Origin of the sequence: Sporosarcina sp. FSL K6-3508, from assembly GCF_038615825.1 — a bacterium.
GTDB lineage: Bacteria > Bacillota > Bacilli > Bacillales_A > Planococcaceae > Sporosarcina > Sporosarcina newyorkensis.
Genome location: NZ_CP152016.1, coordinates 3077281 through 3099148 on the forward strand (window position 1 = coordinate 3077281; position 21868 = coordinate 3099148).

Below are 21868 nucleotides of genomic sequence, written 5' to 3' on the forward strand. Positions count from 1 at the left end.
GTCTAAAAAATCATTCTGCTTATCTGTAAATCAATTGTTCGTTTACACACTCATGAAGGGTTTTCATTAAGCCACTCAAAATATTACGGTTTTAATATCACTTTTATACAATTATCTTCGTGATCGTGAAACTTTTGGTAGGCATCCGCCGCATCGTCAAGTGGTACAACATGAGTTATGATGTCCGTCGGATCAAATTTACCTGAAGTAATTTGCTCAAAAAGCAACGGCATTGTATGAACGACTGGAGCTTGACCCATTTTCAATGTTACGTTTCGTTCCCAAATCTTACCGAGCGGAAAAGCATTATACAGAGATCCATACACACCTGTCAGCTGAATGGTTCCAAACTTACGGACAGATTCCAGTCCGATTTCGATCGCACTCGTCGTACCGCCTTGCAGTTTCATCTTTTGTCCCACCTTCTCTAGGACGTTTTTCTTGCCATCCATACCGACGCAATCGATGACGATATCTGCTCCACCACGTGTCAATTCCTTCATATGATTGCCGATTTCATCCATCTCATCAAAGTTAAACGCTTCCACTTTATTTGTTCGAACGGCGTGCTCGAGTCGGTAGGACTCATGATCAATCGCAATGACCCGCTCTGCGCCTTTTTGCCACGCAAACTTTTGAGTAAGAAGTCCAACCGGTCCGCAACCAAGAATAATGACAGTGTCTCCTTTTTTCACTCCGGCATGCTCCACACTCCAATACGCAGTTGGCATGATGTCAGATAGGAATAAGAGTGATTCATCCGGCAACTCGCAGCTCTCAGGAACAACGAAAGGAATAAAGTTTCCGTACGGTACACGCAAATACTCCGCCTGCCCGCCCGGATAATTTCCATAACGCTCTGTGAATCCTAGAAAACCACCTGTGTCCACGTGAGGATTCGGATTGGAATTGTCACATTGACTCTCCATGTCATGTTGGCAAAAGAAACACTCCCCGCAGGACAAGTTGAAAGGAATAATGACACGATCTCCCTTCTTCACCTTCACCACGCCTGGCCCAATTTCTTCGACGACTCCCATAGGTTCGTGCCCTATGACATAATCTTTATGTGCCGGCATTGCGCCCAGGTAGATGTGCAAATCCGATCCACAAATTGCTGTAGAAGTAATCCGAACGATAATATCATCCGGCTTTTCAATTTTAGGAGCCTCCACTTTTTTCACTTGAATATCTTTCGCTCCTTGAAATGTCACTGCCCTCATACTGTCTCGCCTCCATTCAATTTAAGCTTCCCTTTCATTAAAGATCTATACGTACCAAGCACCTGCATACTTTCCCCGCGTCAGTATTCAACTCAGGTGGTTTGAATGCCAGCCTGAATAGCGGTTTGACGTGCCCTAGTAAGAGGTATACCCACATTTAGGTTAAGAAAATCAATTTTATTCTACCGCTTCTTTAGGAAAAAGGTTTTCATAGCTATTGAATAACTTTCAAACAAGCGGTGAGTACCTATAGATGATCGTAGGCTATTCTGAGTGTTTTCAGATTTTTATATGGCCTAATAGGAGTCAAACCCCCTATAGTGCCATTTGTAAGTTTTACGTATAATGGAACTATTGATAATAAAGAGGGGGTAGTGGCTTGAAAATTTCTTTAGAACAGTTAATTTCAGAAAAAAGAGATTTACATATTTTGTACTTATACATGGATGACGAAGAATATAAACGCCAAATTCTCACTTTCATTGAAGAAGGTATTGCAGCCGGCGAACAGGTTATTGTAATAGAAAATGACAAATTTACCGTCGAGCTGCTCAAGGTGCTGAATAGTCACCTTTCAAGTATAGAACTGGGTGCCGTCCACTTCGTCAATAGCTTGTACTTCTACAGTTCTACCGGCAGTTATAACCCTTCAGCTATTTTTAAGTACTATCAAGAAACTATTCAGCCCTATGTTGACAAAGATATACTATTCAGATCATGGGCCCACGTTGAATGGCCTAGCGCAAATGAGCCTCACCACCTGGTCAGAGATTGCGAGATGGCAGGTGACAACCTGATCAAAGAGCATGCGTTTCCCCAAGTGTGCGCATATGCGAAGAATAGAACTCCAGCCAATCTTACCAAGTTATTGCTAGAAACCCATTCCTATATATTGAGGGAAAATGAACTATCCCTCTGTCATCGAAAATCTCCCATGTAACTTTTTCACATGGGAGATTTCAGGAGGCTATTTTGATCTATTTAATTTCGCAATTTCATAGGTTTTTTCAACGGATTTTTATTCATTAAGTAGGAAATATACGTAGCATCCTCAGCTAAAGTTGGATGAGAGAAATTTAGTAATTTGGCTAAATTTTTGGCGTCGTCAAGTGCCCTATGCGCATGATCGGCTTCAATTTGATGCACTTTCAATAGTTGTTGCAATTTGCCATTTTCAAAACCGTAATCTTTCCATCTGATTTGCCTGACGGAACAATACCAATTCATATCCAAAGTTTCAGGCAATAATTTGCTGACAAAACCTCTATCAAAAGTAGCGTTGTGCGCTACAATGCCATCTGCTTTTCGCAATATAGAAAGAATTTTATCCACATCAAGCGCTCTTCCACGTACCATTCGATCCGTAATTCCTGTGATATTTGTGATGATTGAAGGAATAGAAAAGAACGGTTCTTGAAATTCACAGTACTCTTCCGTTACCCTGCTGATCCGATTGTTTTCAAATTCACCTAACATAACCCCTAATTCAATCACTTCACTATTATCCGAACTCATACCTGTTGTCTCCACATCGATGAACGCTATATGTTTACTCATAGGAAAACTCCTTTTAGACTATGTTGTTCTATTTGCTCATTTTCGTTAACTTGAAGTTATCCGCCAACGAAATCCTATCTACTATTATATCAGCGAGAACACAGGCAGAGAAAGTGTGATGCTTTTATGTAAAGCAATAGTGACAAAGATTTGTATCACTTGCACCTTACAGTTTTAAAAAAGTAATCACCCGCCGTAATAGCAGAATGATTACTTTAAGTACCTTTTTTAACTGTTCAACTGCTTACGTATGTCAGTTGAACAGTTGTTGACGCACCTCGCCTCTTTACTGAAACAGCATTCATTACACTTTCTGTACTTCAACTTCTTCTTCCACAACATCCACGTTAACTTTTTCTACATTTTCTTCTTCTAAAAGAAGGTCTGTTAGTGGGTCTTCGATTTTGTCTTGGATCACTCTGCGTAATGGACGGGCACCGAAACGCTTGTCATAGCCTAATTTAACTAACGCTTGTTTTGCTTCTTGAGTGATCGTAATATCGATTTGCTTTTCCTGGATGGCGGCTTGTAAATCCATCAGCATCAAGTCCACTATTTTCAGGAGATCCTCTTCTGTTAACTCGTTGAACGCAATAATCGCATCGAAACGATTAAGAAACTCTGGTTTGAAATAATCGCCTAAAGTTTCAAGCATAGTTACGGATTCATGTTCTGTTCGGTTGAATCCTACACTTACTTTTTTCACGCCTGTACCGGCATTGCTCGTCATAATAATGACCGTATCTTTAAAGCTGACAGTGCGACCATGTGAATCGGTCAATCGGCCATCCTCCATAATTTGCAAGAACATATTTTGCACATCAGGATGTGCTTTTTCAATTTCATCGAGCAATAGAATGGAATAAGGATTTCGTCGGATTTGTTCGGTCAATTGACCAGCTTCCTCATGACCGACATACCCTGGAGGTGAGCCAATAATTTTAGACACCGCATGTTTTTCCATGTACTCACTCATGTCGAGACGAATTAACGCATCGCGCGAACCAAATAATTCTTCTGCCAAGACTTTCGTAATTTCTGTTTTACCGACACCCGTAGGACCAACAAATAGGAAGGATCCAATCGGACGGTCTTTTGATTTGAGACCAGCTCGGCTACGGCGAATCGCTTTTGCAATTTTATCGACTGCTTCTGCTTGACCGATAACTTGTTTGCCAAGGTTATCCGCAAGTCCTTTCATTTTTGCTTGTTCTGCCGCCTGTAGCTTCGTTACAGGGATTCCCGTTTTCTCTTCAATAATTAGCTCGATATCCGCGACAGAAACTTCTGCATATTTCATTTCACCATTCTGTTTTGAAGCTTCCAATTTTTCCTGCAGCTGCATCTCTTCCTGACGTAAACTCGCCGCTTTTTCATAATTCTCCTGCTCAGCCGCTCGCTCTTTTTGTTGGATCACTTCCTGAAGGCGAGTTGTAAGAGAATCCGAATTTGAGGACATCAGTGTAAGGTTTAAACGAGCACCCACTTCATCCATCAAATCAATCGCTTTATCCGGTAAAAAACGATCTTGAATATAGCGTTGCGATAAGTTCACAAAAGCATGCACTGCTTCGTCTGGATAGTGCACTTCATGAAAATCTTCGTAACGGTCCTTAATTCCGTTTAGAATTTTAATCGTATCTTCAGCGGATGGCTCCTTTACGAGAATCGGTTGGAATCGTCGCTCAAGTGCTGCATCTTTTTCAATTTGACGGTATTCTTTCAAGGTTGTAGCCCCAATGAGCTGTAAACTGCCTCGTGCCAGTGCCGGTTTTAGAATATTACCCGCATCCATCTGCGATCCTTCTGCAGTTCCTGCTCCTACGAGCAAGTGAATTTCATCCACGAACAAAATGACATCTTCTCGTGTTTCCAGCTCTTCAATTAGCTGTTTCATCCGTTCCTCAAATTGACCACGGATTCCAGTATTGGTGACGAGAGACGCAACATCCAGCACATACACTTCTTTGTTCATCAATTTCACCGGCACATCGCCCTCATAAATCTTTAAGGCAAGCCCTTCGGCAATTGCTGTTTTACCGACACCTGGTTCCCCAATCAGCACAGGATTATTTTTGTTTCTTCGGTTTAATGTTTCAATAACACGTTTTACTTCCTGATCTCTTCCAATGATGGGGTCAATTAATCCGTCCCTTGCGACATTTGATAAGTTTTTACCAAGTTGGTCCAACAAACCCGGGGTTTGATTTTCTTCTGTTTGTCTCACTTTGGTCTGTGCTTTTTTCCCGCCACTCGCTTGGAAGAAGTTATTTGCTTCAGTATTGAATGTCGGCACTTTCCCTGCTGTCAATTGACCTTGCATTTCTTGAAAGCACATATGGCAAATATGCATTTGCATCGCTTGGTGATTCACTTGGAGTCTCAAACTCATCGTTGCTTCGTTGTTTCCACAGTGTTGGCATCTCATAATTAGTTCCTCCTTATGATTTTCTTTTATATAAGACAACGGATGTTGACTTTGACTATATTTGACCTAGTTTTTATTTTACACTGACCTTCTTTGACTTTCAAGAAATTTGCTCGTTTTCATCGCTTATCAGTATTGTAGATATGCACTTATAGATTTTGTATAGACACACTAGCGACACCTTACACCCTTTTATTACTTTCCATCCTTTTCATGCTTAAATATGCCATGAAAATACCCTTTTCTTTCTTCTAATTAGAGAGAAAAGGGTACATTTCGTTATAATTATTCTTCATTTGTTACGTTAATCAATAACAGATAAACCTTATTGTATTCAACTTCGCCCCTCTAAATTTTTGGCTGTCGCACTTTTCTCAACTTGATTCTGCTTCTTATACGTACCAAAGGCTTTGTCTACAGATGTATGCGTTACACCGAACCAGTAGTTTTCATTTTTAAAATGGTGCCAGAGATGCGCTTTCTTTATTTTCTTTCCTATTTTTGTGCGTGGTTGAATTGGCTTATGCGCGATATAATGCTTCCATTCATAATACAAAAAATAAGCCATGATCCCAGCAAGAAAAGCCATCGTCAGCTGCAGATTCGCTGTTATTGAATAAAAGATAATTGAAGCAATGATAAAATTGGGTAGACTGAACCAAACTGGTAAGAATAATAACTTCAAATTATTAGGATCTACATGATGATCGAAATGTAAGCGCTTGATCGTTTTCAGCAAAAAAGGGTTTGTCGGTGTTTTCATATGAAATAGAAATCTGTGAATTAAATACTCACTTAACGCATATGCCGTCATCCCAATTATGAAAGCAATCCAAGTTCCAACTTGCAACATATTTAAAATGGTGTAGATAACGAGCGGAAAAAACAGCAAAAGCATTATCAAAATATCGGGAAAGGCAGCAAACTCTTTATAATACTTTGCATTCATTTAATTTCCCCCAAAATCATATTCTCATCCTGTTTTTTTCAGTAGAAATATGGCGATCCCACAAAGCATAACTTTTTCGCATCATCGAATGTGCAAGTTCTTCTGCTTGTTGATAGTCCCCTTTTAGTGCTACCTCCATCAATTTTTTATAGTAATTTAATGAAGCTTTTCGACAAAAAGAAAGGGAGAAGTATTTCATAGCCATTTTAACATAGACAGGTTCAAAGCTATTTAGTGTTAAAGAAAAAATTGGATTTTTCGATAATCTTGCTAATTCTTTCTGCATCTTCCAATCATAGAGCGCAAACTGCTCCTTACAATCTATCAATTCATCCACTTGAGATAGTATGGAGACGACTTTTGGATGGTTTAGCATGACAGCTTTTTTGACATATTGCGGTGTCAATGCAATTCGTAATTCCAAAAAGTACAGAACGAAAGTATCTGGTATATGATCAAAATGCTGTACAATATCTATAATTGTCGTAATGTTTCCATCATGCCAATAATCATTCACAATTGCCGGTTGGCCTTTTCTTAATGTTAACCAACCCCCATAATTTAAACGTTGTAGAATCTCCCTAATTGCAGGCCGTCCCACCTGATAAGTTATTGCCAGCTCTCTTTCTGTCTCCATCTGGCTTCCTGCTGAAAATTCTCCCTGAATAATTGCTTTGATTATCTCTTTTTCAATATTTTTTGTTCGACTCATTGAATCCCCCTCTTGGTAAGACCAAAAGTTTTCTTTGGTATTACCAACACTGTATAATATTCTGAAAAGATAGTCAATATGATAATTTTATTTGAACTATATATGTTGAATTATAGTTTTTACATGAGTTTGTTCAGAAATGGACACTCAGTTGATTGGAGTGGAAGGCGGCGAAAAGGAAAAATATGCTCCCAACGCTTTGCTTATGCTCGCAGGAGCGAAGCGACGAGGAGGCTCGCCTGCGCCCCCCGGAAAGCGTCCGCCTGGTACGTAGATCAACGGGTTCTACGTTTTACTTTGAGTGTGAGTTATTTATTTCAGTTTATATAGTTATATAGTAGTCGCTGAATTGTTTGAGATCCGGTATTCTTCACTAATAGCAAAAGAAGCCTCTCAAAAGTCTAATGACTCATGAGAAGCTCCTTTTCACTATTTACTCAACCGAATTTAATATATTGTAGAAATGCCTGCTGAACCGCATATACTATTTCTCTCTTTTCATATCATACATCGACGTATCGGCTTTCCGAATCAACACGTCAAAACTCTCACCGTCATCGGGATAGACAGCAATGCCGATCGAAGCTTTGATGGAAATGTTCAAATGTATTCCTGCATGAGACAAATCCTCTTTTAACTTTAGAATATAATCTAAATGAAAATCTTCTTTACTATCAGGAATTATATGCACGAATTCGTCACCTCCCCAGCGAACTAGGAAGTCTTCTTTCTTTGCATTCATTTTAATAATATCGGCAATGCATCGTAACAGTTCGTCTCCTTTTTGGTGGCCTAATTTATCGTTTACTTCTTTAAAATCATCCAGATCTATAAGTACAATCCCAAGCTTTTTATTTTTCATTTTACAAATGCCGGCCTGCTTTTTAAATACTATATCAACTGTACGTCTATTATATGTATTCGTCAGGGGATCTTTTTCCGCGTAGAACTTAACTAAATCGTATTGCTTCCCTCCAACCCATGCAACAGCAAAGAAAATAGCTGTTAAAATAAAGAAGCTTGCTTCAAAGGGTAACCCCATGTATTGATGATAGTAGAAGTACCGTATCAAATTAAACAGAATGACAATTCCAACAGCAATGAACCTTCCTCTGTAACTCATACCTCACTTCCCAACTTCAAACACTCCTATCTATTATTATCCTACATCATATAGTAAAAACACCTCGGACACTACTGTCTTGAAGATTATAATAGAATGTTTTTTATGGGAAGCATCCAAGCCTTTATCATTCACCTACCGATACCCATCCTTCACACAATTTTATTGGAAGGTTTCTCCATTATTGATCAGCGAAAAAAACTACCTGACGTGCTGGAAGTTTTAAAATTCAATATGAAAACGGGTATGGTATGATGGAATAAATTCACTACACACATTCATGGAGGAAGTTATGAAAAAAGTCGCTGTTATACAAGATCTGTCATCGCTCGGCAAATGCTCTCTGACAGCTGCGATTCCTGTTCTTTCGGTGATGGGAGCCCAAGCGTGTCCTTTGCCGACGGCCATCTTTTCTGCACAAACGGAATACCCGAGTTTCTTCTGTGAGGATTTAACAGCTAACATGCCACGTTTTGCGGAGGAGTGGAGTAAGCTGCATGAAACTTTTGATGGAATCCACACCGGCTTCATTACAGGAAAAGAGCAAATTGCCCATATTATCAATTTTTTGGATATATTTTATAAAGACAATACTATTTTGCTTGTAGATCCCGTGATGGGAGATATAGGAGAAGCTTATAAAAACTTTGATGATGGCTTACTGAAGCAAATGAAGGAACTCGTCAGACAGGCAGATGTTATTACACCGAACGTAACAGAGTGCTGCCTGCTGACTGGATTATCGTATGAGTCCCTACATCGTTATACAAATGAAAAAGACTTTTTACAAGCGATTCAAGAAGCAGGTCAGCAACTCGAGCGAGAAACCGATGCCCACATCATTATCACCGGAATCAATCCGCCAACTGCTCAAACGGTTACGCAATCGATTGGAAATATGTATATCAGCGATGCAAAATCCGTCTATAGCTCCGTTCCGTACAACGGAAGAAGTTATTCCGGCACCGGGGATTTATTTTCATCGGTATTGATGGGCAGTCTGATGCGCGGAGAAGATTTAGCACACGCAATTCAGCTTGCAGAGACATTTTTAACGGCAGCCATTCAGGACACAGACTCGGAAAAAACTCCTGCTGTGGCGGGGGTTAATTTTGAAAAGTTTTTGAGATTGTTATTGTGAAGTTGCTCAAAAGAGTGTTTTAAGGGCTTAATGACTTATAATTGGAACCAGTGTCTAATATATCTGATTAGAGTTCTTGGTAGGTACGCGATTGTTTAGGGTCCCATCGCTAAATCTGAAAACCGGCATGCTTTCTCAGGTTATGATACCATGCTTAATGGCACTCATTTTTAATCGGAGGGTATTATGACCAATCTAAATAAAAGTATTTTATTATTAATAGCATCAGCATTAGGTTTTTCACTCATGACGCTTTTTGTGAAACTATCTGGCGACGTGCCGACCTTGCAAAAAACTATTTTCCGCAATGGCGTGTCGATGATCATCTCATTTTTCTTTGTCATTCATTTCAAAGAAAGTCTGTTTGGCAAGCGGGAAAATCAACCACTCCTCCTATTGCGCTCCGGACTTGGGGCACTCGGCATCATTTTGCTATTTTATGCAATTGACCATCTAGTTCTGGCAGATGCCGATATGCTTAACAAAATGAGTCCGTTTTTCACCATTATTTTTGCAGCTATTTTTTTGAAAGAGCATGTTAAACCATTTCAGATCTATAGTATACTCGTCGCCTTTTTAGGAACTCTGTTCATTATCAAGCCGTCATTCTCACTCGATATTGTTCCGTATGCTGCCGGAATTTTGTCTGCTATTTTTGCCGGGGGGGCTTATACGGCACTGCGGGCGCTCGGCAGACGCGAACAGTTCTACACAATCGTATTTTATTTTTCGACTTTCACGACAGTTATCCTGCTGCCATTTGTCATTTATGCATACCAACCTATGACAATGCAGCAGACGATCTACTTACTGATTGGCGGTGTCTTTGCGACAGTTGGACAATTCGGCATCACACTCGCATATAAATACGCTCCTGCAAAAGAGGTCTCTGTTTTCAACTACTTTACAGTCGTATTCACGGCACTATTGGGCTTTACTTTCCTTGGACAAGTACCAGATTTTTATAGCATTATTGGCTATGTGATTATTTTTGGAGCTTCGTTCTATATGTTCTTGAAAAATAAAGGCGGAGAAGAAGTTTCTGCAGATTTGGCGAAAAAATAAAATCTTTGCGGGTTAGATACCTTTCAACAAGAAGAACAGTGTCTGATCCGCTTTTTTGTCCAATTAATTCAATTCTTTAATGAACAATAGCGAAGATGTATGGCGTTGTGCTCGATACTTTAATAAGGCGTTATCATTTTAGCTCCTCTAATAATTCAAATGATAAAGCAATGACTTTAACTTTTAACTGTTCCAGTTCTTTTAGCTTTTTATCTAATGCCTCTTTATCCCATTGATAATACTGTTCTGGTAAAGGATGATGTTGCAACTGACTATAAAACTCATCAAAATCATAATAAATAAATTCATAACCTTCTTGTCGCAAGGTACATAATTCAGCACAGCCTTTAACGACATTTTTCCTTCCAACAATCATCTGTTCAAGAATCTCTTTAACTTCCTCTTTTATCGTATTCGTCATAAGAATGCCTCTCCTTCTTTAAGAAATGCGTCTTTCTTAAAAACTAGTGTCCTCAATGAAGAAAAAATATCAGCCTCTACTAACATTGTAAACAGCCTCAATACCCAGTCCACCAGTGAAAAAATAGTTGCCGTCGCCAAATGATTTAAACACAAACACTCTTTCTATCAATTCGTTTTTATTCAAATCAAATTACTCGTGTTTTACCAGAGTCTTGAATATGCGATGTTTCAGAATGTATTCGATAGGATGTATACCTTTTTATTTCGGGCTAACTTTATTACACACGTTTTCCATACTTACATTCACATCCACTATAGCGGCATATCAGAATAGTCTCAAACAAAATAAAACAGCAAGTCGACGGTGCAATGCCGCCAGCTGGCTGTTTAGTATTTCTTGTCTTCAGTCGATTGTCAGGTTTATACCTGACTAAACGTAACGGTATATCCGAACCAATTAAAATGGCACCAGTGAAACACGGGCTCCTTATTTGTGTACCAAATCATTAGCATGGGTGACTTGATTGCGGCCGCGGTTCTTTGAAACATAGAGTGCACGATCTGCTCTTGATTGCAAAGTATTTTCAGTATCTCCTGATAAGCTTGTTGCTACTCCTATACTTATCGTGATGTTGGGCATGTCCCAATTTGCTTTTTCAACCCGGGAACGAATCCTCTCCGCGATTTTCAAGGCTTCTGATTTATTAGTGTTCGGCAGAATTAATGCAAATTCTTCTCCTCCATATCGAGCGGCAATATCATCTTTTCTGGATTCGTCTTTCAGTATTTTCCCCAACTCACGAAGAACATTGTCGCCCATCATGTGCCCAAAATTATCGTTTATGTTCTTGAAATAATCTATATCAATCAGTAGAAGTGAAAGTGTTTGGAACCGTTCTGAGTGTAAGGTGACGTTTAAACTTAAATTTTCCTGTAAGCTGCGTCTGTTCTTGAGATCAGTTAGTTCATCTGTAACAGCTAATTTTTGAAGCTTTTTATTTAACTCCAGCAACTCATTTTGCTTGGACTCCAATTCATGTCGCAGAAGATCCAACTCAGCTATTTGCTTTTTCTTCATCTTATTACGCGTGTCCGTTTCCCTCTTGACTGCAAGAAGCGCCTGCTCATACTCATATCGCCGCTTCATCGGTACACATACACAATCATTGAACATCTTCCCGTCACGCTCATTTCTGAAAGCATTAAGGAGTATGGGAATGTCCTGTTCAGTCTTTGATTCAAGTGAAATGTACATTTCTTCCACTTTATTCTGAAGCCGGATCATCGGATAAAAGTAAAGTTGATAAAATGATCGGCTAGCAATAGGTAAAATCAGATTGATATGCCGGCCCTGTACCTCGTGAAAATTATACCCTAGTAAACCGAGCAACGTCTCATTAATTTCCAGAATTGCACCTTCGTCATCAAGCGATAAATATCCGCATGGTGCAACGTTTAATTGTTCATCCATTTGAAGTGTAGCCCGCAAAAGTAGTTGTCAAATATTTATTTATCAAACGGACAGTTTCCTCAGGATGGCTCACATGAGGACAATGTCCTGTTGCTTCCATTAAGTAAAGCGTGCTTTCTGAAAGCGTCCGATGCATATACCTTCCAACTTCAATCGGAGCAATTGCATCATCGGAACATTGAAGAATGAGTGAGGGTACCGTAACTTTTAGTACGTCTTCCCGGTTGTCAGAGAAAAATGTCGCTATCGCAAATTGCCGGGCGACAGTTGGATCCGTCGAGCAAAAGCTCTCCTCTAATTCTTTCGACAGCTCCGGCCGTTCAGGGTTTTTCATGATAACTTGAGAAAGATAATTTGCCCAACCGATGTAATTCATCTCCATCATATCAATTAGAGCCTCAAGATCTTCTCTTTCAAAACCACCACTATAATTCGGAGGGTCATTCAGGTAACAAGGTGAAGGACCAATCATAATAAGTTGTTCAAATCGATCGGGCTCTTGAATAGACGCCAACATACCAATAACAGCGCCAACCGAATGTCCAACGAAAATTACATCTTTCAATTCCAGTGCAGCACATATGTCGAGTATATCTTGCGCATATCCTTTAAGATCCCTATACTTACTAGGACTGTAGGCATTATAATCGGATTTTCCCGAACCAACATAGTCGAATAGAATGACACGAAAATGTTCTTCAAAAAAAGGTGCCACTAACCTCCACATATTCTGATCACACCCGAATCCCGGCGCAAATAACATTGCCTTTGTGCCTCTCCCCGCAACATTTACGTTATTACGAATAAGGATGTTTTGATTCATAAAAGAACCCCCATTGATTCAAAAGTATAAATTCAGTTTAGTAGTTATAATTTCACATAAATAACTATAGTCTATTGATACTAATTGTATCTTAAATCGTATATACTTTCAATGACAGCTGCATTCCCTGCAAGTTAAGTTATTCTAGAAGTAAGATACCGGATCAGCCTAATATTCTAATGTGATTGTGGAAAAAAATTTTCATTTTGCACAATACATTTTTAACATTTCTGCTCATCTAAAAGTTTGGAGATATGATACTCATTACTTTATGCTACTGGAAATAAACATTGAGGCATCTTGTTTTACAAAAATGCGACTTCCATGATGAAATGTCCTGATTTCAGTCTGCTGAAATCCAACTTCGGTTAATCTTTTTTTCAGTTCGTCATGCGAAAAACCGTTATGAACTTTTGGATGATTTATTTTATCATTTTTATCAAAATCAATGATAATTAACTTTCCGCCATTATTCAAAACGCTAAATAATTCTTGTGAAATTTTTTCGGTGTCCGGTATGTGGAGAAGGACTAGTGACATCAACACAATATCCGCTTTAAGGTCAGGTGTTTCTTCAATAAAGTCTGAATACAACACATTTGTGTTGGTAATTCCTTTGCGGGAAATTTTGGCTTTCGCGACCTCCAACATTTGTTGTGAGGAATCTACCAACAAAATAGACTCTACTAAATCTGTTAATTCTAAACTAATTAGACCAGTACCGCTCCCATAGTCTATTAAAGATTTTGATTCACTATTACGTTATTCTCCATATTTCAGTCCCCTGTTTATTAAAATTTAATAGCGATATTAGTAGTTATTATAGCAAAAACCAGTACTGTAAAGCATTATTCTGCCCCACTAACTTTAAGGATGATCTCCATTGGTCACGAAAAGTCTATATAAATACTGTTATACTTACCACTTATTGAAGCAAATAGTAGATGGTTCGATTATTCTATCTTTCCTCAGAGTAGAATTAAACTAAACAGCCAGCCACCGGTATAATACCGACAGCTGACTGTTAGTGTTTTTTCACTTCAGGGTCGCGCTCGATTTGTATGGAGGATCAGTCACTTGTTCTACATTTTTTCCCATACCGGAGAATACATAACTGTAGCCATTCAAATGACCTTCCTACAGTTGTGTTTCGTGTTTCGCGTTGCACCATACCTTCTGCATTAATGTGTGCCACTTCCGCAGCTCACGCCTAAAACCCATTACTTCATTTCGACTGCATTTACCAACATTGTTGTCTCTTGAGTGTTCACTCACTGCTAAGAGCTGATGCGTCAACTACTTTATAAAAGTATTTTTTCATCAATAGGAACTGTACTCTAATTTTTATTCTTTAAAAGAAAGAACTTATCAGCTCTAAACGCTCCGCCGTGATTACTCCTATTCCAGTTTAGTATTTCTCTATAAGTTAATATTGCTTTTTCGGGCAAATGAAATTCCTGTACACTCAGCTCGAAGCATTTGCTCAATCAGCTCAGACAAATGGGCACCAGCTTCAACCGGGGCAAGTCCCTCTTTATGAATATTAGAAATCACTGTCCGATCGGCTTCTACTGATTTTTCATCTGGTCGATAGATCATGTAGGCGCTCAAGCTTTCATCTGTATTTAAGCCAGGGCGCTCACCTATCAATGAAATGACAAGATTGCAATTGATGATGGCTGCTACTTCGTCCTGTACCCATACACGCCCTCGCTTAATAAAAATTGGCTTTGCGGTGCTAATGTTTTTCAATTGCAAGCCCTGCATCAAGGCAGGAAGCAAGTCCTCTATATTTGCCTCTATAGAAGAAGAGCTTAACCCATCACAGACAATAATTTGGACATCTTTATCCTTATCTCCATTCTCCTTTAACCATGCAACAGATTCATCAGACAACTTTCGTCCAGAGTCTAGATCCATTAAGTAAGTCTTCATATCCTTTGCTTTCGTCTCTAGTTTTTTCAGTTCTATTTTTTGAAGGAATTCATCACTTACATCTTTTAAAACCGCATCTTGGGCAGCTGCATGGTCAATTAAAAATTGTAAATAGCTTGTTGTTTGCATACGTGTTCCAGTTCTTCCAATACCAATTCGGGCAGGCGTAATACTTTGCGCTCGATCAATGGATGCAGCATTATGCGGCTCTTTCACCCCTTTTATTTGTTTCTCCGGAAAACGTATACTGTCCTCTTTTATTGGTTCGACGTATTCTTTTATCACTTTCTTTTCCTTCGACAATTCTTCTACTACTTTTCGTACAATCTCCTGAATATCCATCTTGCCCCTCCTTCCTTTAATCAAAAATTGATAAATCTCCAGCACGACTTGTTAGCTTTCCGTCCTCCATCAACCCCATATTCTCCATCCATTTTTCAAATTCGCGAAGTGGTCGTAACCCAAACATCTCGCGTAAGCTGGCATCGTCATGGTAGCTTGTATCTTGATAGTTCAGCATGACATCATCTCCGCCTGGTACTCCCATGTAAAAGTTGGCGCCTCCAAGTGCAGTGAGCATACCGGCTATTTCCTGATCATTTTGGTTTGCATCCATATGATTCGTGTAAGTTGGTGCTATGCCCATCGGCAGTCCGTGCAATTTCCCCATAAATAGATCTTCAAGGTCTGCCCTGATTAACTGGTGTCCGTCAAAAAGTGTTTCCGGACCAATAAAACCTGAAACGTTATTCACCATGAAAGGCTTCCAGTGACGTGCATATCCATAAGTTCTCGCTTCAAGGGTCTGCATGTCGACACCATGAGCTGCATTTAACGAAACTTCCGAGCCTTGCCCCGTTTCAAAATACATATAGTTCGGTCCTGTCGATGTGCCATATCGAGCCATCATCTCGTACCCTTCATCCACAATTCCTTTAGAAATACCAAATGCTTCGTTGCCCTTTTGTGTACCGGCTAAACTTTGAAACATCAGTGCAACAGGTGCACCCTGTTTTAAAGCCTCCATTTGTGTCGTGATATGAGCCAACACACAGTTTTGCGTTGGGATTTTCCATTTTTCCATAAAGTCATGCGACAATGTATAAAGTCTTTTTAGTGATTCAACCGTATCCACATTCGGATTAATACCAATAACCGCATCTCCCGCTCCGTAAGACAGCCCCTCTTTTATTGAATACAAAATTCCTTCCGGCACATCATTTGGATGATTGGGCTGGCACCGAAATGCTAGTCGGCCCGGCTCCCCTATCGTCGTATTGCAATGGGCTTGATATTTCATTTTCTGTGAAGCAAGTACAAGGTCCATACTTGACATGAGTTTGCTGACTGCCGCAATCATTTCACTTGTTAATCCTCTTGAAATTTTTATTAATTGATCCGGACCTGTTTCATACGAAAGAATATAATTTCTTAATTCACCAACTGTCCAGTTTTGTATATCTTTATAAATCGTCTCACTAATGTCATCGTAAATCAGTCGCGTTACTTCGTCTGTCTCATAAGGAATAACTGGATTCTCAAAAATATCTTTCAGTAGCATCTCGCTGAGTACTACCTTTGATGCCATGCGCTCAAGTGATGATTCAGCTGCGACCTGCGCCATCACATCACCTGATTTTGGTTCACTTGCTTTTGCCAAGACGTCTCTTACCGACGAAAACGAATAATGAGTTCCTTTTATCACACAGGATAATTTCAACGTATAACACTCCTTTTTTGATAACGCTTACAACAAAACGAAAAAACGCCTTCATCCCCTGAAAATACTCTTCAGAGGAGGAAAGGCGCCTTTGCCTTGAATATCATTTTGTTAATTCATCACTATCTTACACTACTAATATTAATTTGCAAAGAGTAATTTTACTATTCAAAAACGACATAATATTATAGAAGCATCTGCAGTTTAATGATATTAGGAGTACATTATGATGGCTTCATTTTAAAATCTTAATTATGTCAGGATCTGGCGTTTGTCAAAAATAAAAGATCTCTTTTAAAGCAATGCTTTTTATTAGTTTTTACCCCATTTATTTTCAAAGATAAGATTTTCTAATGATCGTCTTTTCTCCCAATTAGCTGATTCCAAAATAGGCTTATCGGGATAATTTTCAGTATAACCAATAGATAAGAGCGCAATAGGATCGATATGAGGTGGTATTTCCAAAATATCTCGTACATCGTTCTTTTTATAAAAACTCACCCAGCCCATTGCAAGACCTTCTGCACAAGCAGCTAACCACATGTTTTGAATAGCGCAAGCTGTCGATAAAACATCCGTTTCAGGAATGGAATTACGTCCCAGTACATGCGAGCCTCCTCGCGTAGGGTCGCAAGTTACACAAATAGTAATCGGAGCTTCTTTTAACCCCTCAACTTTTAAACCAAGAAATTTTGTTTCTTTGGCGCCTTCATCTTCATAATGAATAGCCAATGCCCGTCTTTCTTTCTCCGCTGCCCACGCTAATTTTTCTTTAGTTTCATCAGATGAAACTAAAATAAAGTTCCAAGGCTGCATAAATCCAACTGAGGGTGCATGATGAGCCGCCTGTAATATGTTATGTATCGTGTCCTCAGGAATAGGAGTGGATAAAAAACTTCGCACATCTCTCCTATTATAAATAACTTTATAAATCGAATCTCTTTCTTCGTTAGAAAACATAAACCATCTCTCCTTCTATTTTCATAAATTATATGCTGCTCAGGTCCCATTAAATCCTCATTTATCCAGGATTCAGACAAACCTTACTAATTAGCCAGACTCTCAAATTCCTCCATCGTATTACTAATTTCAGATTGGGTCTCAATGACTTCGCTTTGAGATTCTTTGGTTACATTACGAACTACTCCGACTCCCTTTGTAATGGTTTCTACGTTTAAATTCACTTTTTTAATCGCTTCGTCTACATTGCTTGCTAACTTTCGCACTTCTTCCGCCACTACAGCAAAACCACGTCCATGTTCTCCGGCTCTAGCTGCCTCAATAGCTGCATTCAATGCCAAAATATTTGTCTGTGAAGAGATATTTCGTATTGTATTAGCCGTGTCACTTATAGAATTAATCTGTTCTCTCAATAACTCAAATGCCTTCATATTTTCCTGAGAATTTTCATTAACCATATTACCTAAATTTATAGACAGGTCTTTTAATTGAGAAACGATGGCCCGCACTTGGTTTTCACGTTCTGTAATATCGGTAGCAATTTTGAGGACAGCTTGTACCTTGCCCCCTTCATCCAACACAGGAATATAGGTAGCTTCCAGCCATAGCAAAGTACCACTTTTACCGACCCTTTGAATCTTCTGCTGAAACTTTACCCCTTTTTTCAAATTACTCCATAACTCATTATACTCTTTACTGTTAGCGAAATCTGCGGTGCAGAATTGCTTATGTAATTTACTTTTCACTTCATTTACAGTATATCCTAAAGTCTTTGCGAAATTTTCATTTGCCCAAATAACTTCTTGTCTCAGATTGAATTCTATCATCGCTAAATTAAACTCTAAGGCTGCTAAAACATTTGTTTTATCTAATACTTGAGTACTTAAATTTATACTTGAAGAGACGCGCATGTAGTAAAACACCCTTTCACTAGTTTATTTAACTTCATTTAAATAAGCTCTTCTAATTATATTAAATTATTTAATAAATAGTAATAAGACCTATTATTTTTCCGACAGGATAAACTTTAGTATCACTAAGTCAATACTACAGGAAAGCGAGTTATATAGCCATGCTTGCAGCATAAAACAGCCCAGGAGCCACTTAAGATAAAAATACATGTAGAACGGGTATACAATTTTAAAGATGAGAGAAAAAACATATCACTATAAGGACTTGGGTACAGATTAGTCTTATTAAAGCTATAAAAACATTCTTTACTAGCCACACTGATTATATTGGAGGGATTTTGATGAAGGTGCTAATTGAATGGACGTATAGATCACCGAAGGGGACAGAAACTGTCTTCAAGTCTGAGGAAATGCCAGCAGCGCAGGCATTATTAATTGCTAATGATTTGGAGAAGACCGGACGTGCAAAACAGTTGGTGTTTATCGACCAATTTGACAGTTCATGGACAGTAAAGGAATTGAAGGGCTATTTGAAAGGGATTGAGACGGAGCCGCATAATATCATTGTCTATTTCGATGGAGGATTTAACTGGGAATCGAAGGCAGCCGGCTTAGGCTGTGTCATCTACTATGACCAAAACGGAAAGTCATACAGACTTAGAAAAAACGCATCTGTCGACGGGCTAACTTCAAATAATGAGGCTGAATATGCAGCACTTCATCTTTGCCTGCAAGAGCTTGAGTTTCTTGGGATCCAACGTTTACCTGTCCAGATTATCGGAGATTCCCGAGTCGTCATCAATCATTTGAGTGAGGAGTGGCCGGTTATTGAACAGGATTTATACAGTTGGGCAGATAAGATTGAGGCGAAGATGAAATCGCTTGGGCTTCAACCGCAGTATGAGCTCGTTTCACGAAAGGCAAATGGTGAAGCTGATCGGCTGGCTGCACAAGCATTGGCTGGGATTGAAATCATCGCAACTAGTGAAATGGTATAGGAATATACAGGAGGGACCGGGTAAGTGTAAGTAATGTGGGATAAAAACAAGCAATGTGAAGATTCGTGAAATCTGTCCGTTACAAATTCACTGAAATGCACTGGGTCCAAATGGATTTTTAGAATACCTTGGGACCCGGCACCTCTATTAATAAAATAAAAAAAATAAAATTTTTGCCTGCTCTTTACTTGGCTGATTACCAAGTCTCCAAATGGATCTTTAAAGTGTAATTACTCTTCTGGACACATTCTATGTCGCGTCACGAGCACACTAAAATTACTATTGGATTATGATAGGTGTTAGCTGAATCGAATCGGTACCCGTTACTTTGTGTTAATCATTTCCTCTCTGTCAATTGCCTTTTATTTTCAGCTATAATTCTTTCGAAATAGGATAGTTCAGTTTGTTCAGCATGTATATCTTGATCTGGAAATGAATCCTTCTCTATCTCTGATCTTTCAACTATGATGGATTGATCCGCCAAGTCATCTGAGAAAGTGTAGGTTGGTTGATCAATTTCGTGTGGTGGAGCAACGGTCTCTTCATGTCGTTTTGTTTCCCTCTCTATCGGCTGAATCTTACTCGGTTCCATTACAGCAGGGACTTCATCCGATTTACTCGATACCTCTTGATAAGAAAGTGGGGCTACAGGTACAAGATTTTCCGCTGACCCGTTCAAAATCGAGTCAAACCTGTTATATGCCTTTCTCATTTCTTTTAACACAGCGTTATATTCAATCGATTCCTTAAGCAAATCCTTATAAGACGCATCATAAAATTTAAATTGAAAGAAAGGAAATATTTCATCGTCTATCTGAAGAATTAGTTCCATGGTCTTCACTTTGTCCATCGGCATGTTCATAGTATTGGTCGATGCATGTTTCTTATTTTCTCCGCTGATCGTTGAAATATCGGCAAACTCTGGAGATGACATAATAATAGTATCATCCTCCACGATCGCGGCAGCCACAAGATCTGTGAAGTCATAATTCAACAACTTATAGGACATTCCTAATTTCGGTTTTCGTAAAACGTTGCCTTTCCCGTCTTCAGCGTACCATATGTATATACGTTGTTTATCATGGTCAATTACAATTCTCTTTAATAAATCAATTGACATGATGGATGGCATTTTCTCAAAACGAGGTTGACCACTGTTCAATGAAAGCAAGATTTTTTTTTGTTTTTCTTTATAACCGTCCTGCATTAGTTGGCCTTGTCCGATAATAAAGAGACCAACTAAAAATACAATGACTGAAATAACAAATCCAATAAACCCAAACCCATTAAACAAGGATATAACGAAGAATCCCACAGCAAGTATGGGAAGTATGCAGCCAATGCCCGTTAAAAATTTGGTGATTCCTGTAGAAATAATGTTCATCCCCCTTTAGCATCTCATCCAGCGAACACTAATAAAAGATTCCGGATCCGTCTTGTATTTCAAATTACTCGTTGACCTGGTATCGCGCATCAAATCTCATAATAATACACTTCCGTTCCATCTAAAAACAATAACTGATTTCCGCGATTACTTCTTGCACTGGACCGAATGGCTACTCCGTTAGGTTTTATAAATCGAATATGTTTCTGCGTTCTATAGCGTGAACCTTTTCGCTTTAATTCATAAAATCCATCGTGGTTTCCATATCCCCCGTCCATCAGCAACATATCTTCTTTGACAGCAAACAAGTTAGCTCCTTTTACGTCAGGTACATAATAATCTGTATGACCTTCAACACGGACCCCGATGTGAAAATCCGAATAATAGTAAAACCATACTTCCTCATTGGATACAATATTCATTGCATAACAATCATCAATATAATGTTCTCCTTTTGGATCGTGCCACTCCAGTTGGCGACCGAAAGCATCCCAATGAATTAACCCTTTACTTCCGATCGGTTCATCCCAGCCATAATTCCCAAAAACACCTTCGTCAAAATAACTCGTCCAGATCGTATTGCTGTCTGTCACATACAAATCTTGAATGCCATCTCCCAAACAAAACGAACGGATACACTGACCTGCACTAGTATATACCCGTGCATTTTTTTCAATATGATCTGCATCGTGATAATAAGAGCGGGCTCCGGCCAATAACACTTGATCATCGTCAATAGTCTGCACATAATGATAGTTCCATTTTTCATCAGGCAGATCTATCACCTTCTTTTCATTGCCTTTCATGATGATCACTTTGTAATGGTATTGTTCCTTTGTGACGGTGGAAGGAAAACTTCCTCCTATCAAAGGAGGGTATTCTCTCACCAATAAAAAACACCATTCATTTTGTGGACCGATCGCAATTGAAACAGGTGAAAAATCTTGCATTTCCCCCGATAAATCTGCGACAGGCGCTAACGAAATCGTTCTTGTTTTTTTCAAAGCGTATCACCTCTAGGTCCTGTATGTGTATATAAACGTAG

19 protein-coding genes and 1 pseudogene are annotated in these 21868 nt (G+C 39.1%); 4 read left to right on the forward strand and 16 right to left on the reverse strand.

Annotated features, from left to right (window positions below; genetic code table 11):
- Positions 1–83: 83 nt before the first annotated feature.
- Positions 84–1223 (reverse strand): zinc-dependent alcohol dehydrogenase, encoded by a 1140-nt coding sequence (locus MKX97_RS15295; protein WP_342536383.1) that lies wholly within the window; start codon positions 1221–1223, stop codon positions 84–86.
- A gap of 379 nt (positions 1224–1602) precedes the next feature.
- Here MKX97_RS15295 and MKX97_RS15300 point away from each other — a divergent pair, with 379 nt between their 5' ends.
- Positions 1603–2163: an MEDS domain-containing protein gene (locus MKX97_RS15300; protein WP_342536384.1), complete on the forward strand. Its 561-nt coding sequence runs from the start codon at positions 1603–1605 to the stop codon at positions 2161–2163.
- 41 nt (positions 2164–2204) lie between these two features.
- Here MKX97_RS15300 and MKX97_RS15305 read toward each other — a convergent pair whose 3' ends face one another.
- From MKX97_RS15305 to MKX97_RS15325, 5 genes are all read right to left on the reverse strand, one after another.
- Positions 2205–2780 (reverse strand): exonuclease domain-containing protein, encoded by a 576-nt coding sequence (locus MKX97_RS15305; protein WP_342536386.1) that lies wholly within the window; start codon positions 2778–2780, stop codon positions 2205–2207.
- A gap of 304 nt (positions 2781–3084) precedes the next feature.
- Positions 3085–5208, reverse strand: coding sequence for an ATP-dependent Clp protease ATP-binding subunit (locus MKX97_RS15310; RefSeq protein WP_342536387.1), 2124 nt, complete (start codon positions 5206–5208; stop codon positions 3085–3087).
- A 334-nt stretch (positions 5209–5542) separates the two neighbouring features.
- A complete protein-coding gene (locus MKX97_RS15315; protein WP_342536388.1) occupies positions 5543–6157 on the reverse strand; it encodes a sterol desaturase family protein in 615 nt (204 codons plus the stop codon).
- Positions 6158–6173: 16 nt separating this feature from the next.
- A complete protein-coding gene (locus tag MKX97_RS15320) occupies positions 6174–6869 on the reverse strand; it encodes a GntR family transcriptional regulator (protein ID WP_342536389.1) in 696 nt (231 codons plus the stop codon).
- A 484-nt stretch (positions 6870–7353) separates the two neighbouring features.
- On the reverse strand, positions 7354–7992 hold the full coding sequence (locus tag MKX97_RS15325) for a GGDEF domain-containing protein (protein WP_342536391.1): 639 nt from the start codon (positions 7990–7992) through the stop codon (positions 7354–7356).
- Positions 7993–8284: 292 nt separating this feature from the next.
- Between MKX97_RS15325 and MKX97_RS15330 the strand changes: the two genes are divergently transcribed.
- Together MKX97_RS15330 and MKX97_RS15335 are read left to right on the forward strand one after the other, a co-directional pair.
- On the forward strand, positions 8285–9133 hold the full coding sequence (locus MKX97_RS15330) for a pyridoxamine kinase (protein ID WP_342536392.1): 849 nt from the start codon (positions 8285–8287) through the stop codon (positions 9131–9133).
- 186 nt (positions 9134–9319) lie between these two features.
- A complete protein-coding gene (locus MKX97_RS15335) occupies positions 9320–10198 on the forward strand; it encodes a DMT family transporter (protein WP_009498816.1) in 879 nt (292 codons plus the stop codon).
- Positions 10199–10331: 133 nt separating this feature from the next.
- On the opposite strand, the gene MKX97_RS15340 is transcribed toward MKX97_RS15335, so the two are convergent.
- From MKX97_RS15340 to MKX97_RS15375, 8 genes and pseudogenes are all read right to left on the reverse strand, one after another.
- Positions 10332–10619 (reverse strand): hypothetical protein, encoded by a 288-nt coding sequence (locus MKX97_RS15340; protein ID WP_009498817.1) that lies wholly within the window; start codon positions 10617–10619, stop codon positions 10332–10334.
- A 489-nt stretch (positions 10620–11108) separates the two neighbouring features.
- Positions 11109–12092: a sensor domain-containing diguanylate cyclase gene (locus tag MKX97_RS15345; protein ID WP_342536393.1), complete on the reverse strand. Its 984-nt coding sequence runs from the start codon at positions 12090–12092 to the stop codon at positions 11109–11111.
- Positions 12085–12915: an alpha/beta hydrolase gene (locus MKX97_RS15350; RefSeq protein ID WP_342536394.1), complete on the reverse strand. Its 831-nt coding sequence runs from the start codon at positions 12913–12915 to the stop codon at positions 12085–12087. The genes MKX97_RS15345 and MKX97_RS15350 overlap by 8 nt, the downstream gene beginning before the upstream one ends.
- Before the next feature lie 264 nt (positions 12916–13179).
- A pseudogene (locus MKX97_RS15355) lies at positions 13180–13677 on the reverse strand (methyltransferase domain-containing protein); the annotation flags it as partial.
- 657 nt (positions 13678–14334) lie between these two features.
- Positions 14335–15192 carry an ethanolamine ammonia-lyase subunit EutC gene (gene eutC / locus MKX97_RS15360; protein ID WP_221838099.1) on the reverse strand — a complete coding sequence of 286 codons (858 nt, stop codon included), beginning with the start codon at positions 15190–15192 and terminating at the stop codon, positions 14335–14337.
- Positions 15193–15208: 16 nt separating this feature from the next.
- Positions 15209–16570: an ethanolamine ammonia-lyase subunit EutB gene (locus MKX97_RS15365; RefSeq protein ID WP_342536395.1), complete on the reverse strand. Its 1362-nt coding sequence runs from the start codon at positions 16568–16570 to the stop codon at positions 15209–15211.
- Positions 16571–16882: 312 nt separating this feature from the next.
- Positions 16883–17530, reverse strand: coding sequence for a 5,6-dimethylbenzimidazole synthase (gene bluB, locus MKX97_RS15370; protein WP_221838092.1), 648 nt, complete (start codon positions 17528–17530; stop codon positions 16883–16885).
- An 86-nt stretch (positions 17531–17616) separates the two neighbouring features.
- The gene (locus MKX97_RS15375; RefSeq protein WP_342536396.1) at positions 17617–18441 is read right to left on the reverse strand and encodes a methyl-accepting chemotaxis protein; all 825 of its coding nucleotides are present in this window, start codon (positions 18439–18441) and stop codon (positions 17617–17619) included.
- 341 nt (positions 18442–18782) lie between these two features.
- On the opposite strand from MKX97_RS15375, the gene MKX97_RS15380 reads away from it, so the two are divergent.
- The gene (locus tag MKX97_RS15380) at positions 18783–19439 is read left to right on the forward strand and encodes a reverse transcriptase-like protein (protein WP_342536397.1); all 657 of its coding nucleotides are present in this window, start codon (positions 18783–18785) and stop codon (positions 19437–19439) included.
- Between the two features lie 337 nt (positions 19440–19776).
- Here the strand turns inward: MKX97_RS15380 and MKX97_RS15385 are convergent, their stop codons facing one another.
- Together MKX97_RS15385 and MKX97_RS15390 are read right to left on the reverse strand one after the other, a co-directional pair.
- Positions 19777–20823, reverse strand: a complete 1047-nt coding sequence (locus tag MKX97_RS15385; RefSeq protein WP_342536398.1) for a hypothetical protein — start codon at positions 20821–20823, stop codon at positions 19777–19779.
- Between the two features lie 89 nt (positions 20824–20912).
- Positions 20913–21827 (reverse strand): hypothetical protein, encoded by a 915-nt coding sequence (locus MKX97_RS15390; RefSeq protein ID WP_342536399.1) that lies wholly within the window; start codon positions 21825–21827, stop codon positions 20913–20915.
- Between the last annotated feature and the right edge of the window lie 41 nt (positions 21828–21868).

What these genes read in the sequence shown, in the direction of transcription:
- MKX97_RS15295 (WP_342536383.1), bottom strand. Translation starts at nt 1,223, where the DNA reads ATGAGGGCAGTGACATTTCAAGGAGCGAAAGATATTCAAGTGAAAAAA.
- MKX97_RS15305 (WP_342536386.1), bottom strand. Translation starts at nt 2,780, where the DNA reads ATGAGTAAACATATAGCGTTCATCGATGTGGAGACAACAGGTATGAGT.
- MKX97_RS15310 (WP_342536387.1), bottom strand. Translation starts at nt 5,208, where the DNA reads ATGAGATGCCAACACTGTGGAAACAACGAAGCAACGATGAGTTTGAGA.
- MKX97_RS15315 (WP_342536388.1), bottom strand. Translation starts at nt 6,157, where the DNA reads ATGAATGCAAAGTATTATAAAGAGTTTGCTGCCTTTCCCGATATTTTG.
- MKX97_RS15320 (WP_342536389.1), bottom strand. Translation starts at nt 6,869, where the DNA reads ATGAGTCGAACAAAAAATATTGAAAAAGAGATAATCAAAGCAATTATT.
- MKX97_RS15325 (WP_342536391.1), bottom strand. Translation starts at nt 7,992, where the DNA reads ATGAGTTACAGAGGAAGGTTCATTGCTGTTGGAATTGTCATTCTGTTT.
- MKX97_RS15330 (WP_342536392.1), top strand. Translation starts at nt 8,285, where the DNA reads ATGAAAAAAGTCGCTGTTATACAAGATCTGTCATCGCTCGGCAAATGC.
- MKX97_RS15335 (WP_009498816.1), top strand. Translation starts at nt 9,320, where the DNA reads ATGACCAATCTAAATAAAAGTATTTTATTATTAATAGCATCAGCATTA.
- MKX97_RS15340 (WP_009498817.1), bottom strand. Translation starts at nt 10,619, where the DNA reads ATGACGAATACGATAAAAGAGGAAGTTAAAGAGATTCTTGAACAGATG.
- MKX97_RS15345 (WP_342536393.1), bottom strand. Translation starts at nt 12,092, where the DNA reads ATGGATGAACAATTAAACGTTGCACCATGCGGATATTTATCGCTTGAT.
- MKX97_RS15350 (WP_342536394.1), bottom strand. Translation starts at nt 12,915, where the DNA reads ATGAATCAAAACATCCTTATTCGTAATAACGTAAATGTTGCGGGGAGA.
- eutC (WP_221838099.1), bottom strand. Translation starts at nt 15,192, where the DNA reads ATGGATATTCAGGAGATTGTACGAAAAGTAGTAGAAGAATTGTCGAAG.
- bluB (WP_221838092.1), bottom strand. Translation starts at nt 17,530, where the DNA reads ATGTTTTCTAACGAAGAAAGAGATTCGATTTATAAAGTTATTTATAAT.
- MKX97_RS15375 (WP_342536396.1), bottom strand. Translation starts at nt 18,441, where the DNA reads ATGCGCGTCTCTTCAAGTATAAATTTAAGTACTCAAGTATTAGATAAA.
- MKX97_RS15380 (WP_342536397.1), top strand. Translation starts at nt 18,783, where the DNA reads ATGAAGGTGCTAATTGAATGGACGTATAGATCACCGAAGGGGACAGAA.
- MKX97_RS15385 (WP_342536398.1), bottom strand. Translation starts at nt 20,823, where the DNA reads ATGAACATTATTTCTACAGGAATCACCAAATTTTTAACGGGCATTGGC.